The organism is Pseudomonas sp. Z1-29 (genome assembly GCF_051131995.1).
GTDB lineage: Bacteria > Pseudomonadota > Gammaproteobacteria > Pseudomonadales > Pseudomonadaceae > Aquipseudomonas.
On sequence record NZ_CP071645.1, the window covers coordinates 3,573,502 to 3,589,675 of the forward strand.

Genomic DNA, 16,174 nt, shown 5'->3' on the forward strand with positions numbered 1-16,174 from the left:
CTGAAGTTACGGGCCGCGTGTGTTCGCGGCAGGTTGAAGGTGCTGTCCTGTGGAGACGCCACTGTAAGCGCCCCCTCTATCGGGACTGATTCAGAGAATGACGGAGATGAGCAGCACCCCGTTTATTTGCCGCTCAGATTTTTAATATCCTCAACCAGGCTATCCAGTGTCGGGCGCATGATTAATGGATCAGGCGCACCTGCGGGTGCATCGAGCTCTATTCTGTTGTGCCAAAAGGTTGGCAAGCCAACTTTCTGCGTGCCAAACAGATCGTAAGCAGAGCCCGCCACGAATAGGGCGTGAGCGGACTCCACCCCTGCTATTTGCAGGGCGAGCCTGTAGGGTTCCGCATCGGGTTTGTAGAAGCCGGCCTGTTCAGAAGTGACAATGACGTCAAATGGCACTCCCAGAAGATCCGCTGCGATGCGCCCCAACCGCTCCGAACAGTTGGTCACCACACCGAGCTTGTAGTGCGGCGCCAACTCGGTGAGCACGCGTTTGGCCTCAGGCCAAGGTTGTAACTGCGTCCAGCGTGCCTCCAGATTCTGCGCGGCCTCCTTGCCTAGTCCGACACTGATCGCAGCCTCTTCGACTAACGTTTCATAAGGCCGGTAGGCACCACAGCCGTAAGTCGCCTTCAAATAAGCCATACGCCAGGTGCGGCCCATTTCATCGGAACCTGCCACGCTATTCCATAGCGTCCATGAGTCCAGCAGAGCGGTGAGCAGATCAAACAGGACGAGCTTCACAGGTGTTTGCTGAAGCTTGTTTTCAATCGAATTCATATCAACTGCCCTTCTTGAAAGTATTTAAAGTTCAGCCACTGCTGAAATTTCCACCAAGGCCCCGTGATGGAGTGGACCACACGGAATGATCACTCTTGCGGGACGGTGTTGCCCCATTAGCGTTGAATACACGAGATTCACGGTCGGCCAGCAAGCAACATCAACGATGTATATTTGCACGCTGACCAAGTGACTAAGCGAAGCATCCGCTGCCTGAAGCACCGCTTCTACATTTGCCATTGCCTGAATAGTCTGGGCTTCTACTCCTTTGGGGAATTCCTGGGCATCTGGTGGAAACGGCAACTGGCCAGAAATGAAAAGAAGTTTTCCTGCCATGACCCCGTGTGAGTAATGCCCACCGGGTACAGGCAACTTTTCTGCTGTGATCAACTTCATTGGCCCCTCCTTGATCGATCAAAGTGAGTTCAGCTGAATGAATTACCAACCCGCGATGCGTGGCCAGTAGCCCACACTGTGCCCCTCGCTGATAACGTGATAACCCGCGTGCTGCGCCGAGGTGGCGCAGGCGTGGTTCGGCAGGATCCGCAGCAGCGTGCCCAAGGGCAGTAAGCTTGAGGCTTCAAGCTTCCCGGCCCGCGATGAAATGACCCCGTGCTCCTGATTGGTGGCGCTGACGATCAGGTCGCCGATGGGCTGGCCGCTGGCGTCACAGACGATGCCATAGCCCTGATCGACCGCCTGTCTGGCGGTACCACGATCACGGGAAAGTGCCATCCATCCCGCATCTGTAATGATCCAGCCTTTTTCAATCTGATGACCGATTACAGTCGTCAGAACCGAGACGGCGATATCTTGCACCTGACAAACGCCCAAGCCCGCCATGACCAGATCGAAAAAGGCGAATACACCCGCGCGTACTTCAGTCACCCCGGATAGATCCTCGGTAAAAAGTGCCGTGGGTGTCGAGCCGACACTGATGATCGACAGGTCGAAGCCTGCATTCGTCAGCATTTGGCTGGCATCGATAATCGCCGCGCGTTCATGCCGGGCGCTGGCTTCGATTTCAGCGATTGACTGACTGTCGTAAGACTTGCCGGCATGTGTCATCAGGCCGCTGACCCTGACGCCATTGGCGCTCAGCAGCCGCGCGATTTCCACCAGCAGCGGTGACTGCGGGCCAAGACCGGAACGGTGACCGTCGCAATCGATTTCCAGCAGAACATCAAAAACATGACCCGACGTTTCGGCGAATTCGGCCAGTAACCTGGCGGTATCCAGATTGTCGAGTACCAACTTTAGCTGTGCGCCTTTACCGATCAATGCAGCGGCATGAGCGAATTTGTTGGGCGCAATGCCGACGCCATACAAGATGTCGGTGAACCCGGCCTCGAAAAAGAAATCGGCCTCCCGCAGGGTTGAAACGGTGATCGGGCCGCGCCCGCCTGCAAACAATCGCTCGGTAACTTCTAACGACTTATTGGTCTTCACGTGTGGCCGCAATACCACGTTGAATGCTGCCAGCTTATTGCGCATCCGTTGGATGTTCGCATCGAGTTGATCGCGATCCAGCAATAAGGCGGGGGTTTCGATATGAGTGAATGCTGTCATGTCTGGTCTCCTGGAATAGCGCTATTCTAAGCCTCCAGTTTCAGATTAAAATTTAAACATTCTAATTCTAATATTCAGTGGTTCTTAATGAACGAGACAATTGATCTCCGCTTTCTCTTGGTCATCCGGGAAAGCGAGAGCTTGTTGGCCGCGTCACGCAAGCTGGGTCTGACGCCTTCGGCGGTGACCCAGCGACTTCAGCAAATGGAGAAAAAACTGTCGATTCGATTGCTGGATCGGTCAGCCCGGCAGCTGCGCTTTACCGACGAGGGCGAGTTCTTGTGCCAGCGTGGGGCCGAGCTGGTCGAGCAGTTCGATTCCCTATTGGCGGATTTGCAAGAGCGGCGCAGTGGCTTCGTCGGCAAGTTGAAAATCAACGCACCGTTCGGATTTGGGCGACTGCACGTGGCACCCGTCGTGGCAGCTTTCCAGCGCCTGCATCCAGATGTAGAGATAGCATTGAGTCTGTCGGAACAGCCTATGGTCGAAGCGACTGACCGATTTGATGTGGTTATCCATATTGGGGAACTGCGCACCTCCAACCTGGTGGGCCATCCCATTGCCCCCAACCGTCGCTACGTATGCGCCTCACCCGACTTTATTGAACAGCACGGTCTGCCGGAGCACCCCGACCAGCTGGCTACCCTGCCTTGCATTGCATTGCGGGAAAACAACGAAGACGTCACGCTCTGGCATTTCACGCGTGCGCGTAAAACACACAACGTGCGAATCCGCCCAGCGTTGAGCTGCAACGATGGAAGTGTTATTCGGCAATGGGCTTGCGAAGGGAACGGCATCATCATGCGTTCTGAATGGGACGTTGCCGATGCTCTGGCGGAGGGGACGTTGATACGACTACTGCCGGGTTGGAAACTGCCAGAGGCCAATATTGTTGCGCTGACGCATCAACGCGAAGGGTTGCCTGCGAGAACGCTCAAATTTCTGCGCTTCCTCCAGGATCACTTCCGGCCGCAACCACTCTGGCGACAATAGATTTTGCACCGCAAGCCAAGATTGATTGTTACCGGGCTGGAGGCCAAGGGGGATGCCTAGCGTTTGCTCAGCGCAGCCTCAACGGGAATATCAAGGATAAAGGTCGCGCCCTGCCCGGCCCCGTCGCTGTGCACGCTCAAGCTGCCGCCCATTTCCTGCGCGGCGAGCGCGCAGCTGTGCAGGCCGAAACCGTGACCATCCTTGCGAGTAGTGAAGCCATGGGTAAAGATCCGCGCCAAGTGCTCTGGCGCGACCCCGTTGCCGTTGTCGGCCACCGTGATACGCAATACTGATCCGTCGACAAGGGACGCGCAGAACGTGATGCAGGGGCTGCGATCGCTCACGCCATCCAGCGCCTGCCTGGCGTTGCGGATCAGGTTCACCAGAATCAGCAGCATCCGGTGCCGGTCCAGCGACAGCAGGGGCAAGTCGGCGATGTCCTTGACCACCGTCACCTCCTTGCGTGCCAGTGATCCGGCACTCATACGCAAGGCATCATCGATCAGCTCCGGGACCGGTACTGTCTCGACGACGCTGACAGCAACGGCATAGGACTGCTGGGCAGCGACGATGGTTTTGATGTGGTCGATGCCCTTGATGAGTTGCCCGAGCTCTTCGATGATGCCCTGCTGCTCTTCCGTCACCACTTGCGCCAGCTTGAGCAGGTAATCGGGCAGCATCCTTCCCTTGTTGTCCGTGGTCAGAAAATCGCTCAGGTCGTGGACGTGTTCGTTCATCAGCCGCGCCACTTTCCCCAGCCCCTGGGCCTTGGAGGTGCGCATCTGGCTGCTGACCAGTTCTGCCGATACGTTCACGCTGTTGAGGACGTTACCGACGTTGTGCAGCACAGTCGTGGCGATTTCGGCCATGCCCGCCTGGCGGGATTTTGCCTGCAGTTCGCTTTGCACCTGGCTCATGCGCAGCGCCGCGCGTACGCGAGCCTTGAGCTCCAGCGGCGAGAAGGGTTTGGCGATATAGTCGTCGGCGCCACTTTCCAGCCCGGAGATGCAGGCCTCGCTACCGCCGCGGGCGGTCACCAGGATTACCGGTAAATGGGCAAAACCGGCGCTTGCTTTGATCCTGGCGGTCAGGCCGAAACCGTCGAGCTTGGGCATCATCACATCCGAGACGATCACGTCGATGGGTCGAAGCTGCAGCAGTGCCCAGGCCTGCTCTCCATCCGTTGCGGTGGCGACGATGTAGTCGTTTTGCAGAAGCTCGCTGAGATAACTGAGCATTTCCGGGCTGTCGTCCACCACCAGCACTCTGGATCGCAGGGCATGTTCCGGATGCGGCTCGTCGTCTGCGCCTTGCGTCGAAGCGCGGTCGTTGCGACTGCCCTGGCGGCCATCGTCAAAACGCAGGTGGCGCTGCTCCATCGTACTGGTTGTGCCCGCCGATGATCGCTCAAGCATATGGCTGACTTCGGTCGGCAGGGTGTTCTGCTCAGCCCCCAGCGGAAGCCGGACAAAGAAGCGCGAACCCCGTCCAGGCTCGCTGTTGACGCCAACTTCGCCGCCCATCAGTTCGGCCAGGTCCTTGACCAGGGCGAGACCGATGCCGGTGCCGCTGTAATGGCGCGTGGCGGAGTTGTCGATCTGGGAAAAACGCTGAAACAACAGCGGCAGTTTGTCCGGCTCTATGCCGATTCCCGAGTCTTGCACCGCTAACTCAAATCGCTCGCCTTCGATCGGCGTCACTGCCAGGTGTACGGTGCCGCCGCCGGGCGTGAACTTGATGGCATTGCTCACCAGGTTGAGGAGGATTTTCTCGAAGTGCCGGGGGTCCAGAAACACCGTGCCGAGCGCGGGATCGATGCTGCAAGTCAAGGTGCAGCCTTTGCCCTCGGCAACCATGGCGGCGTCCTCGGCCAGCACCCCCACCGCCTTGTTCAAATCAACCGGCGAGGGACACAACTCGAACTTGCCAGCTTCGGCCTTGGAAAAGTCGAGGATGTCGTTCACCCGGTTCATCAAGCGCAATGCGTTGCGTTGGGCACGTTCGACCTGCACACGCCAGTCCGCTGGCGGGGTGTCCGCCGCCGAGAGCTGCTCCAGGGGCGCGAGGATGAGGGTCAGGGGGGTGCGCAGTTCGTGGCTGACCGTGGCAACAAAATCGCTCTTTGCCTGGTTGGCCGTCTCGGCCTGGTTGCGCGCCTGAATGAGTTCGACGGCCTGCGCCTCCAGTATGTCGGTCTGTTGGTGCAACGTGTCGGTCCGTTCGGCGACCATTCGCTCCAAAGAGGCCTGGACCTGCTGTCGCTCGGCCTCGGCCTCGGCCTCCAGCACCCGGATGCGCAGGGCATTCTCCTGGAACACCCGTACGGCGCGGGTCATGATTCCAATCTCGTCACCGCGCGCGGCGCTGGCCATCTCGGCGTTCAGGTCGCCGGCCGCAAGCCGGCGCATGACCGAGGCCAAGGCCACGATGGGCTGCGCGACAAATCGTGACGTGCTCCAGGCGATGGCACCGGCCAGCAGGACGGCGACGGTGCCCGCAACTATCGTCGCAAGCATGCCGCGATCGTTGTGGACCAAGGCGTCGGAGCGCGCTTCACCCGCAAAGCGCGCAACCAACAGGCCGGCACTCCGTGCCTCGTTGCGAACCTCGTCGCGCGCCGCGCTCAAGGCATTGCTCGCCTGATGGAACCTGGCGAAGGCCGCCCGGTAGCCGGCAATCTGTTCACTGACCGTCAGGGGCGTCGCCTTGGCTTGCAGTCCTACGGACGAAGGCAGAACCCGAGCGAGACGGGAGAGCTCGTCGAGAATCAGGCCGACAGAGCGGGCGGTTTCGGCCGACGGTGACAGGCGAAACGACAAGGTCTGCGCTTCCAGCGTGGCGACACGCTCGGCGAAACGCTTGGATAACGCGGCGGCGTTGTGCAGCAAGCCGGTCGCTGCCTGAATATCGCTTGCGTCGTGGCCGACGAGCCCATCCGCGTCAGCCAGCATCGCCTCGAGGCGCGCGGCCGCATCCCCGACGGCGGCGAGCTGCCGCAAAGCTTCGTCTCCCTGGCGTCTGGGGGCCTCGCCAAGGTGCTCTACCGCGACGCTGGCAGCAGCGACCGCCGCCGCCAACTGGTCAAGGATCTCCGTTTCCTGCGGCGCCCCCATCACCTCGCGCAGTTGCTCGACCACCGGCAGGAGCGCCGCGCAGGCGTTGCGCGCCGCGATGGCAGCCGCCGCATCCTCGGTCACCAACATCTTGGCCACATGGGCGGTGATGATCCGTTCGCCGTTGCGCAGGACATCCAGGATGCGGTGGGCGCTTTCGATGTCGCTCACCCGCGCCTCGTGCCCGGCGGTGCGGGCATCGAGCCCCTTCAGGCCATCGGCGATGCCCTGTTCGACGAGGATCGTCGCCTCTCGCATCCGCCCGTAGTGGGCGGTCATGTTCTCCGTTTCGCCATCCATGGTCAGGGTCGCCGCGCGCAAGGCAGTGATCGCTGCGGCGAGCCGCTCCAGGCTGCCCTTGAGCGATTGCGCCTCGGCCGCCGGAATGGCGCTGAGGCCGGCGATCGCCGTCGCCACCATGCCTTCGGCCTGGGACAGGCTCTCAGGATCGCGAGTGGCGATGAAGTTTTCCACACGCCCGGTGGCGCCGTTGACCGAGGCCAGGATCTCCGCCGAATGGCTGGCGGAATCCACCGCGCGGACCATGCCTCGCAAGCCATAGAGGTTCACCAGCGACACCGCCAGCATCAGGAACACCAGCGCGGCGACCGCCAGCCCGATCCTGACGGCAATGGGCCTGTCGGTGACGGGCTTGAATGTCACCATGGCGCTGCGCCTCCCCACTCCCCCGCCACTACTGCTTCGTAACCTCCGGCAAAGGCGTCGCCGGCGGCGCCGTATTGTTGTTGGCCGCGTCGATCATCGCGGCCACGGAAGCCTGGCTGTAAAAAGGATTGGCGGCGCCACCCACCGGCATGGTCGCGAGCCAGGCGTCCAGGTCTTTCGCATCGATACGCACCAGTGGCACTTCGACGAACTTCGGCACCTGCTTGCCCGCCAGAATCTGCTGGGCTACCCAGAAACCTACCTGGGAAACGCTGGGGGAGGCAGAAACAGAGACGGTCTCGTAGCCGTTGGCATCGCGCTCCTGTTTCCACAGGGCGAGTTCGTCCTGACGATTGCCCATCACGATGATCGGCAAAGGCCGCCCCGCCGCCTTGAACGCCATGGCCGCGCCATAACCGTCGCCTCCTTGAGTCGCCACGGCATCGATGCTCGGCAGCGACGGCAGCGCCAGCGCCACCTCTTTGCGGGCGACGGAGGCCGTCCAGTTCCCGTACACGGTCTTGGCGAACTTCAGGCCCGGATAGTCGCTGGCGGCCTTGCGAATGCCGTCGCTGATGTTTTTATCGGTGGCATCGCCGGCAATGCCGCGGATCTCCAGCAGCGTTCCGTTGCCCTTGAGGCGCTCGGCGATGTAATCCATCTCCACGCGGCCCATGGCGGACCAGTTGTAATCCACGGTATAGACGCAACTTTCGCTGACCAGGCTGGCCATGACCACCACCACGATGCCGGCATTGCAGGCATCGCGGATCACCCCGTTCAGCGCCGTGTCGGACGCGGCCAGGATGACGATGGCGTTCACGCCATTGACGATCATGTCCTGGATATGGGCCGCTTGTTCCGACGCCGAGTTGTTGGCGCTGACCACCGGAGCCTCGCGGATCAACCCATCCTTCTGCGCCTGGAGCGCGATCTCCTGCCAGTTGCGCACCATCACCTTGCGAAAATCGCTGCCTGCGTATGAATTGCTGAAGGCAATGCTATAGCTTGCGGTAGAGCCGCCGGCGGCACCGCCGTCGGCCGCTTGGGCTGGATGGGCGGCAAGCATCGCCAGCCCGGTCACGCAACCGGCGAAGCGCCAAAGGACGCTGTGGATCAAGGGCCATTTCAATAATGGAACCGGGCATGAAGTATCAGACACGTACAGACTCCTTTCCTTGGCGGCGACTGAAACCCGTGCAACGACGGTAGTGGCAATGAGCATAGTCCCAACGTGCCCGCTTCGCGCGGCCACGGAGGATTTCAGCCAGCCGAGCCCCCTGATCGCGCCACCTTCACAACGCCGCAGCCGCAACCCCTCGGGCACGCCAGGCAAAAGCCAGCACCATCAGCAGCCCCAGACCCGCCATTGCCGCGCCGGCCAGGGAAATCGCCGGGTAACCCAACCCCGCGTTGATCACCGCTCCGCCCAGCGCCGCACCAATCGCGTTGCCGAAATTGAAGGCACCGATATTCACCGCCGAAGCCAGATTGGGCGCGTCCTTGGCGGCTTCCATCACGCGCATCTGCAATGGCGGTACCAAGGCAAAACTGGCGATACCCCAGATGAGGATGGCAACCGCGGCCGGCAGCGGCCAGCGCATCAGTACCGTGAACGCCAGCAAGACGAGAATCAGCACGCTAAGGGAAACGATCAGGGTACGGTCTATCGAGCGATCCGCGGCCTTGCCGCCCCACATATTGCCCAGCGTCAGCCCCACGCCGAACAGCACCAACATGGCCGTGATAAAGGCGCTGGAGGCATGAGTCTCGCTGGTCAGGATCGGAGCGATGTAAGTGAAGACGGTGAACATTGCGCCCGAGCCGACTACGGTCAGGGCCAACGCCCCGAGCACCGGGCCGCGGCCCAGTACACGGATTTCCGCCAGCACCCCGCTGCTTTGCGGCGCCGGCAGGTTGGGCAGCGCGAACCACAACGCGGCCATAGCCACTACGCCCAATCCGGTAATTCCCCAGAACGCGGTGCGCCAGCCAAACAAATCGCCAAACCAGGCCGCCAGCGGCACACCGCCGATGGTCGCCAGGGTCAGGCCCATGAACATGGCCGCGACCGCCCCGGCACGTTTTTCCGGGGCGACCACGCTGGCGGCGACGATGGAGCCAACGCCAAAAAACGCACCGTGGTTCAGTGAGGTCACCACCCTGGCGACCATCAGGCTGTAGTAATCGGTCGCCAGCGCTGACATCAGGTTACCCAGGGTGAAAATCGCCATGAGTCCGATCAGCAGATAGCGTCGGGGAATTCTGCCGGTGGTCAAGGTCATCAGCGGCGCGCCGAGCAGCACGCCCAGGGCGTAGGCACTGACCAACAGACCCGCGGCGGGAATGGAAACGCCGAGATCCGCGGCGATGCCCGGCAACATGCCCATGGGGGCAAACTCGGTAACGCCGATGCCAAAGGCACCAATGGCGAGTGCGACAAGCGGTGGATTGATACGCATGGGAAGCCTCCTTATCTATGCCGCAAATGCTACGATTCGGCCTTTGCAAGCGGTAGATAGCATTTCTGGCAAGCACCTTTGCGTGGGGAGCACAAATGGACTTCAACGGCAGATCAGGTGAAATGGCCATGTTCGCCACGGTGGCGCAGGAAGGCAGCCTGTCGGCCGCAGCGCGTGTATTGGGGCTGACCCCTTCGGCGGTCAGTCGGATCATCGCGCGAACCGAACAACGGCTTGGCACCCGCCTGCTGTTGCGCACCACCCGCTCGATCACCTTCACCGCCGAAGGCGAGGCTTACCTGCGCGCAGCCCGGCGTATCCTCGCCGACATGGCTGAGGTCGAAGAGGCCATCGCTGACCAGGGCGTGCCCAAGGGCCGTTTGCGGGTCAGTGCCGCCCTCGGCCATGGGCGGCAGACCATCGTTCCTCTGGTGGCCGCATTCAGCGCCCGCTACCCGAACATCGTCGTCGACCTCACCCTTGGCGACGAAGTGGTCGATATTCTCGGCGGCCAGGCCGATGTGGCGGTGCGGTTTGGCCACCTGCCCGACAGTCCGCTGACCGCGCGCAGGATCGGCGACACCGGCCAGGTGGTGGTAGCTTCTCCCGAGTATCTGCAACGACACGGCACCCCTCGGGAACCGGAAGACCTGCTGCGGCACAACTGTCTGCGCTTCAACTTCCGTCGCGCCGAACCCAACTGGCCGTTCACCCGCGACGGCAAAGAGTTTTCCCTGAAGGTCAGCGGCAACATCGAATGCAGCAGCGGCGAGGCGCTGGCACAGTTCGCACGGCTGGGGGCTGGCATCGCCCGTATCGGCGAGTTCAGCGTGGCCGAGGACCTGCAACGCGGCGATCTGGTATCGCTGCTGGATACCTGGAACCCCGGAGACCGGGAGCCGATCCATGCCGTCTTCGTGGGGGGTGCGGCGATGCCGGCGCGGGTACGGGTGTTTGTGGACTTTCTGCTGGAGCAGCATCGGATGTGAGGTTGAGCTGTATCTCACGCATGAACAGATTCGGCCCCTGCGCAGAAAATACCGACAGCGCTGAATGCGTTGACAATCCAGCTGCTAAGCTCAGTTTCGCTCCAGACCATAAGCCATAACAACTCAAAGAAAGGTAAGGCAGCATGAGCACGGTACAGCCTCCGACCACGTCAAAGTCCGCGAAATGGCGCTTCAAGGCAGGCATCGCGATTCTTTGCCTGATGCTCACGTTATGGTTGCTGGTGCCGCTGGCGGCGGCTGCGGATGTACCCCGCTCCACCATTGCGGCGATCACCGGCGCGCTGTTCATCATCAACAAGGTGCTGTTGCTGCTGGTCATCGCGGTGATGGGCAAGGCAGGTTTTCAAGAGCTCAAGCAGAAGGTGTTCGGTTATGTGTCGGGCCTTGTACCCAGTGCCGAGCAGGAGGTCAGCGTCACCCGCCACCGTATTGGCCTGGTGATGTTCTGCCTGCCGTTGCTGTGCTCTTTTCTTGAACCTTATATCGATGCCTTCGCGCCCGGCTTTCGCCCCAACAGCTGGGCGTTGCAACTGCTTGGCGATGTCCTGTTGGTTGGCAGCTTCTTCGTCCTGGGGGGCAATTTCTGGGAGAAACTGCGCGCGCTCTTTATCCGCTCCGCTCGGGTCACCACCGCCGACGCGATCTGAGGCAACGCCCGGATCGCCGCCCCGGCGCGCTATCAGTATTTCTTCAATGGCCATGACTTGCAGGTGCCGATATGCCCGATTCGCCCAGTTCCGTCGAGCCTGAGTTACAAACCGAACCGCTTCCTGAAAAGCCTGCGCCAGCCAATCCGCTAAGGCGCATTGCCCTGGGCGTTGCAGTGTTGATCGCCGTGCTGTTCACCCTCTCGATTTTCATGGAGCGCCGCACGCCCTCGACGTCACAAGCCGTGGTGCAAGCCTATGTGGTGGAAATGGCTGCCGAGGTGGGTGGCCGTGTGACAGAAATTACGGTGCTCGACAATGCCCGGGTGAAGACCGGCCAGGTGCTGTTTCGTATCGACCCGCAGCCTTACAGGCTTGTCGTCAGCGAGGCAGAGGCACGGCTGGAGGAAGCCGGCCAGGCAGTGGGCGCCAGCACCGCCTCGGTGGATGCCGCCCAGGCGCAGCTGGTGTCGGCGCGAGCGCAGCGCGACAACATTCGCGAGCAAGCCCGACGGGTGAATCAACTGGTTGAGCGTGGCGTGTTTGCCGCCGCCCGCCAGGATGAAGCGAAAGCCTCGCTGGGCTCCGCCGAGGCGGCCGTCAGCAAGGCCCAGGCCGACCTGGAACGGGCGCGCCAGCAACTGGGGCCCAAAGGCAACGACAATCCGCAGTTCAAGCAAGCCCTGGCCGCGCTGGAAAAAGCCCGGCTCGATCTGGTGCGCACCGAAGTCATCGCACCCGCCGACGGCGTGATCACCCATCTCCAGCTCGCGGTCGGTCAGGTCGTCAGCGCCGGCCAACCGGCACTGACCTTCATCGACAGGGGCACGGTATGGGTGTCTGCCGCGTTCAAGGAAAACAGCCTGGAACATGTGCAGGCCGACGATCCGGCGGAACTGGTGTTCGATGTATTGCCGGGCCGTGTGTTCAAAGGCCGTGTTGAAAGCGTCGGCTGGGGTGTCGCGCAACAGGGCAGCAGCAACTCGGCCCTGCCCTCGGTGCGCAACCAGAGTGGTTGGGTGCGCGACCCGCAGCGCTTTCCGGTACGCCTGATAGTGGAGGAACCGCACCCGATCGGCCCGCGTTACGGCTCGCAGGTGAGCGTGGTGATCTATACCGATGACAACCCCATGACTAACGCACTGGGGGCATTCATGACACGCCTGGGCGCCTGGCTGAACTATGTCAATTGACGGGCAGGCCGAACTTGAGCTGCTGCGGATCAAACGCCAGGGATTGCGTGTCGCCCTGGCAGTGACCGTGGGCTTGTGCGCGGGTCTGGTCCTGGGCGAGGTCCTGCCGTTTCTCGCGCCCTTGTTCGCCGTCCAGTTCCTCTTGGCGAGCCGCCGCGCGCCAGCGCTGTCTCAAGGGTTGATAACGTTGCTGGTGAGTATGCTCACCGGCGCGCTGCTGGTGGGTGTGACGGGTATGTTCGGTGAGCGGCCATGGATATTGCTGCCGCTGCTTTGGCTGTTTTATCTCGCCTGTTTTACCGCGCAAGGCCGGCAACCTGGCGGCGCGGGACCAGCGCTGATGCTGGTGATCGCCATTGTGGTGCCGATGCTCGATATCGCGCAGAGCGATCTGGGCGAGTCCATTGTGCTGGTACTGGTCGAGGCGGTCGGCCTGGGTTTGCTGCTGGCCTGGGGCGCCCATGCGCTGCTGCCCGACCCTGCTGGTGAACATGCCAAGCAGGCAGCCGCCCAGCCGCACGAGCAGACGCTGGTGATTCGCCAGGCCATGGCCAGCGCGACGATTCTGCTGACCATGGTTGCCCTGTGCCTGAGCGATCCACGGCTGGCCACGGCGATCGTCGTACCGATCACGGTGGCCTCGTTGCTTAGCCAGTTTTCCCTGGGCATGAGCAGCCGCACAGCCCTTGGCCTGGTGCTGGTCAACCTGCTAGGCGGGATGGCGGCGTCTGTAGCCTTCACGCTGTTTGAACTGCGCCCGACCCTGTGGCTGGTGGCGCTGATCCTGTTGCTGGTAAGCCTGCTGTTTGCCGGCAAAGCCGCCATCGGCAACGCCACTGGCAAGATATTCGGCGGCGGGCTTATCACCTTCGTTATTCTGTTCGGGCTCGGTGTATCGCCACTGCCAACAGAGACGCCACAGCTGTTTTCCAGCCGAATCGCCTACGTGCTGTTTGCAGTGGTCTATGCCATTGGCCTGGCCGCGCTGCTGTGGCCAACCGCGCGCGTATCGGCGCCTCGACCGCAATCGGTGTAGGTGATCCAATCCTGCAGGACGCGCGTCTGCTTGCGGTGCGGCCGTTGTCTAGTCTGGTTTTACAACAGCCGGCACAGCCATTCGGGCAAAGACATACAGCAGCATCCCCACCAGGATAAGTGCCCCGCCTCGCAGCCACGTACCCAAGTCTTGCTGACTCAGCAATAAGAGGCAAGACAGGATCGCCAGCCAGGGTACCCAGGTGGGAACCTGAAAATGTTCTTCCGCAACCTTGTCCTTGCGTAACACCAGCACGGCCATGTTGGTGCTGAGGAACACGAACAGTAAAAGCAGCACCACGGTTTGCGCCAAGGTCGCCAACGTTCCTGTCAGCGTCAGTGCGATGGCTACGAGCGTCGTTGCAATAATCGCCGCCCACGGTGTGCGCCTATGCGGCAGGACCCGTCCCAAGACATCCGGCAACAGCCCCAGATGGGCCATCCCATAAGTGAGTCGACTGGCCATGATCATGGTCAGCAGCGCTCCGTTGGCCACCGCGATGAGCGCGATAAAGGCGAACAGGCGCGGCGAAATGTCGAGCCCGGAAGCCCGAACCACTTCGAGTAATGGGGCCGATGTGGCAAGCAGTTTTTCCGTTGGCAAAACTGAAGACGCGGCGACCCCAACAGCCATGTAAACCACCCCTGCGGTAATCAGCGCCGCAAACAAGGCCCGTGGGTATACCTTGCGAACATCCTTGATCTCTTCCGCGAGATTGGCGGACGTCTCAAAACCGACAAACGAATAGAACGCGAGCAACGCCGCGCCCAATACCGCCAGCATCGGACTGACCCCAGGCTTGAACTCCAGCGCCCTTGCCAGTTCAGCTTCGCCAGAACTGAAAAAGTAACCCGCAGCAACGATGACCAACATCAGCCCTGACAGCTCGATCACGGTCATCAGCAGATTCGCCCCCAGAGATTCCTTGATTCCTCGCGCATTCAAGAGGGCAATGACCAGCAGGAAAATCAGCGCAGCAACGTGGGGTGATACCTGGATGAATGCGCCAAGATAGTCCCCCGCGAAGGCCAGCGAGAGACCGGCCGCGCTGGTCACCGCCGCGGCGAGCATGCAAAAACCAACCAGGAACGATATCAGCGGTGACTTGAAAGCCTTTTCGGCAAACACCGACGCCGCGCCCGCGTGAGGATATTTCGAGACAAGTTCGGCGTACGAACCTGCCGTCAACATGGCGAAGAACAACGCGATCAACAACGGCACCCAAATCGCCCCGCCTACCTCTCCGGCGATGGTACCCGCAAGGGCATAAACGCCAGCGCCCAGTACATCGCCCAGGATGAACAGAAACAGCATCGGCCCCGTGATGGCGCGGCGCAAAGAGGGCTTGGGTTGTGACCGGTTCACTGTCATTTGAGGCTCTGCCAGGGGGATTTTTTTCGCAAGATTCATTCGAGCGTCATGCCCTCGCATAACCTCTGAGCAGTGGAAAAATTCGCAGGGTAAAAGTTCACTAAATTGCCAGCGGAGGAAGAGCTCCCGCCAGGCACTATCATGCATCTGTAGGATGGCAGTCTTGCTTTAGTGGGCCAATAATCGCTCCCAGGCCCTGCCCACGTCCAAACGACGTTCCGGCCCTCAATGACTTCGTGACGAAAACAATAAGAACGTCGCATAGAGGTACATACGAATGAGCCGTCATGATCATGGTCACGCCTGCCTCCTTGAGGCCTTCAGCGCAATGACACTGGAGCTCCAGCGCCTGGCGCAGGACAAGAACATCGAGCATTTCCACGAAGCGGCGCTGAGCTGCATCAGCCAGCTGTTGCCCTTCGACAGCGCCTGGTGGGGCCGCGGCGCGTTGGTTGACGGACTGCCTGAAGAACACAGCTCCTATCTACATGAACTGCCCCGCAGCTACCTGTCGGACTGGCAGTCGATTCGCCATATCGATGTGACTGTCGCCAGGGCCCACGATGTTCCGGGGCGAGCGGTCATCGTCGACATGCGCAACCCTGCCAGCGGCTCCGGGCTTAACTGGCTCGGCCAGACGTACGCCATCGGCGAGTTGCTGTGCGTGGTGTACATCGACCCGCAAACCCACCTCAGCGACCACCTCGCACTCTATCGCGCCCCAGACGCGGCACGCTTCACCGAGCAAGACTGCCTGTTGCTGAACAATCTCATGTTGCACCTGGTGGCGGCGGTATCCGCCAATCAGATTCGCACCCTGGTGGCGATGCGCGAGGCCCTCACGCATCCGCGCAACCTCGCGCTTGCCGTGTGCGACCAACGCGGCACCCTGCACTGCGCGGAACGTGGCTTCGTCGACTTGCTGTTGGGCGAGTGGCCGGACTGGACCGGCCCTTGCCTGCCGGTGGCGATGAACGCTGACGGCTATGAAGGCAAGCACTTGCAGATCGAGGCATCGACGGTCGGCGACTTGCTCCTGCTGGCCGCCCGCAGCCGCACGGTGCTGATGCAGCTGAGCCCACGGGAAAACGCCGTGGCCCAGGGTTTCGGCGAAGGCAAGACCTACAAGGAAGTTGCCCGCGACCTGGGCATGTCCCCCAACACCGTGCGCCACCACATCCGGGCGATCTACAGCAAGCTCGGAGTCAAGGACAAGGCCCGTATCGCCCATCTACTGCATGCCCCACCCGACTGATCCGCACCGCTGACTTGCGCTGAATTTTTCGCTGTCGTTTTGACGGCCACGGGACGCCTTTGTCCTTTTTTTGC

The 16,174-nt window shown here is 61.4% G+C and carries 13 protein-coding genes and 2 pseudogenes; 6 read left to right on the top strand and 9 right to left on the bottom strand.

From position 1 onward, the window contains the following. Positions 1 to 122: 122 nt before the first annotated feature. The 3 genes from J3P84_RS16000 to J3P84_RS16010 are packed head-to-tail and all read right to left on the bottom strand — an operon-like array spanning position 123 to position 2,354. Positions 123 to 785 (bottom strand): HAD family hydrolase, encoded by a 663-nt coding sequence (locus J3P84_RS16000; protein ID WP_434624323.1) that lies wholly within the window; start codon positions 783 to 785, stop codon positions 123 to 125. Positions 786 to 809: 24 nt separating this feature from the next. Next, on the bottom strand, positions 810 to 1,181 hold the full coding sequence (locus tag J3P84_RS16005; protein WP_434624325.1) for a RidA family protein: 372 nt from the start codon (positions 1,179 to 1,181) through the stop codon (positions 810 to 812). Between the two features lie 42 nt (positions 1,182 to 1,223). After that, positions 1,224 to 2,354 (bottom strand): alanine racemase, encoded by a 1,131-nt coding sequence (locus J3P84_RS16010; RefSeq protein WP_434624327.1) that lies wholly within the window; start codon positions 2,352 to 2,354, stop codon positions 1,224 to 1,226. 87 nt (positions 2,355 to 2,441) lie between these two features. Here J3P84_RS16010 and J3P84_RS16015 point away from each other — a divergent pair, with 87 nt between their 5' ends. Continuing rightward, the gene (locus J3P84_RS16015; RefSeq protein WP_434624329.1) at positions 2,442 to 3,347 is read left to right on the top strand and encodes a LysR family transcriptional regulator; all 906 of its coding nucleotides are present in this window, start codon (positions 2,442 to 2,444) and stop codon (positions 3,345 to 3,347) included. A gap of 56 nt (positions 3,348 to 3,403) precedes the next feature. On the opposite strand, the gene J3P84_RS16020 is transcribed toward J3P84_RS16015, so the two are convergent. The 5 genes and pseudogenes from J3P84_RS16020 to J3P84_RS16040 form a co-directional block, all read right to left on the bottom strand. Further along, positions 3,404 to 4,264 carry a sensor histidine kinase gene (locus tag J3P84_RS16020; protein WP_434631361.1) on the bottom strand — a complete coding sequence of 287 codons (861 nt, stop codon included), beginning with the start codon at positions 4,262 to 4,264 and terminating at the stop codon, positions 3,404 to 3,406. Next, positions 4,265 to 4,870 (bottom strand): annotated as a pseudogene (locus J3P84_RS16025) (ATP-binding response regulator); the annotation flags it as partial. Beyond that, a pseudogene (locus tag J3P84_RS16030) lies at positions 4,862 to 7,126 on the bottom strand (ATP-binding protein); the annotation flags it as partial. The pseudogenes J3P84_RS16025 and J3P84_RS16030, both read right to left, overlap by 9 nt. Before the next feature lie 28 nt (positions 7,127 to 7,154). Next, positions 7,155 to 8,195 (bottom strand): ABC transporter substrate-binding protein, encoded by a 1,041-nt coding sequence (locus J3P84_RS16035; RefSeq protein WP_434631364.1) that lies wholly within the window; start codon positions 8,193 to 8,195, stop codon positions 7,155 to 7,157. A 226-nt stretch (positions 8,196 to 8,421) separates the two neighbouring features. After that, positions 8,422 to 9,588: an MFS transporter gene (locus J3P84_RS16040; protein ID WP_305495217.1), complete on the bottom strand. Its 1,167-nt coding sequence runs from the start codon at positions 9,586 to 9,588 to the stop codon at positions 8,422 to 8,424. Between the two features lie 95 nt (positions 9,589 to 9,683). On the opposite strand from J3P84_RS16040, the gene J3P84_RS16045 reads away from it, so the two are divergent. From J3P84_RS16045 to J3P84_RS16060, 4 genes are all read left to right on the top strand, one after another. Then, a complete protein-coding gene (locus J3P84_RS16045; RefSeq protein WP_434624331.1) occupies positions 9,684 to 10,577 on the top strand; it encodes a LysR family transcriptional regulator in 894 nt (297 codons plus the stop codon). Between the two features lie 143 nt (positions 10,578 to 10,720). Beyond that, positions 10,721 to 11,245: a transporter suffix domain-containing protein gene (locus J3P84_RS16050; RefSeq protein ID WP_434624333.1), complete on the top strand. Its 525-nt coding sequence runs from the start codon at positions 10,721 to 10,723 to the stop codon at positions 11,243 to 11,245. Positions 11,246 to 11,316: 71 nt separating this feature from the next. Then, on the top strand, positions 11,317 to 12,438 hold the full coding sequence (locus J3P84_RS16055; protein WP_434624335.1) for an HlyD family secretion protein: 1,122 nt from the start codon (positions 11,317 to 11,319) through the stop codon (positions 12,436 to 12,438). Continuing rightward, entirely contained in the window at positions 12,428 to 13,474 is a 1,047-nt protein-coding gene (locus J3P84_RS16060; protein WP_434624337.1) for a DUF2955 domain-containing protein, read from the top strand. Before J3P84_RS16055 ends, J3P84_RS16060 begins: the two co-directional genes overlap by 11 nt. Before the next feature lie 48 nt (positions 13,475 to 13,522). On the opposite strand, the gene J3P84_RS16065 is transcribed toward J3P84_RS16060, so the two are convergent. After that, positions 13,523 to 14,845 carry an APC family permease gene (locus J3P84_RS16065; RefSeq protein WP_434631367.1) on the bottom strand — a complete coding sequence of 441 codons (1,323 nt, stop codon included), beginning with the start codon at positions 14,843 to 14,845 and terminating at the stop codon, positions 13,523 to 13,525. 277 nt (positions 14,846 to 15,122) lie between these two features. Between J3P84_RS16065 and J3P84_RS16070 the strand changes: the two genes are divergently transcribed. Continuing rightward, positions 15,123 to 16,100 (top strand): helix-turn-helix transcriptional regulator, encoded by a 978-nt coding sequence (locus tag J3P84_RS16070; RefSeq protein WP_434624341.1) that lies wholly within the window; start codon positions 15,123 to 15,125, stop codon positions 16,098 to 16,100. Positions 16,101 to 16,174 lie beyond the last annotated feature (74 nt).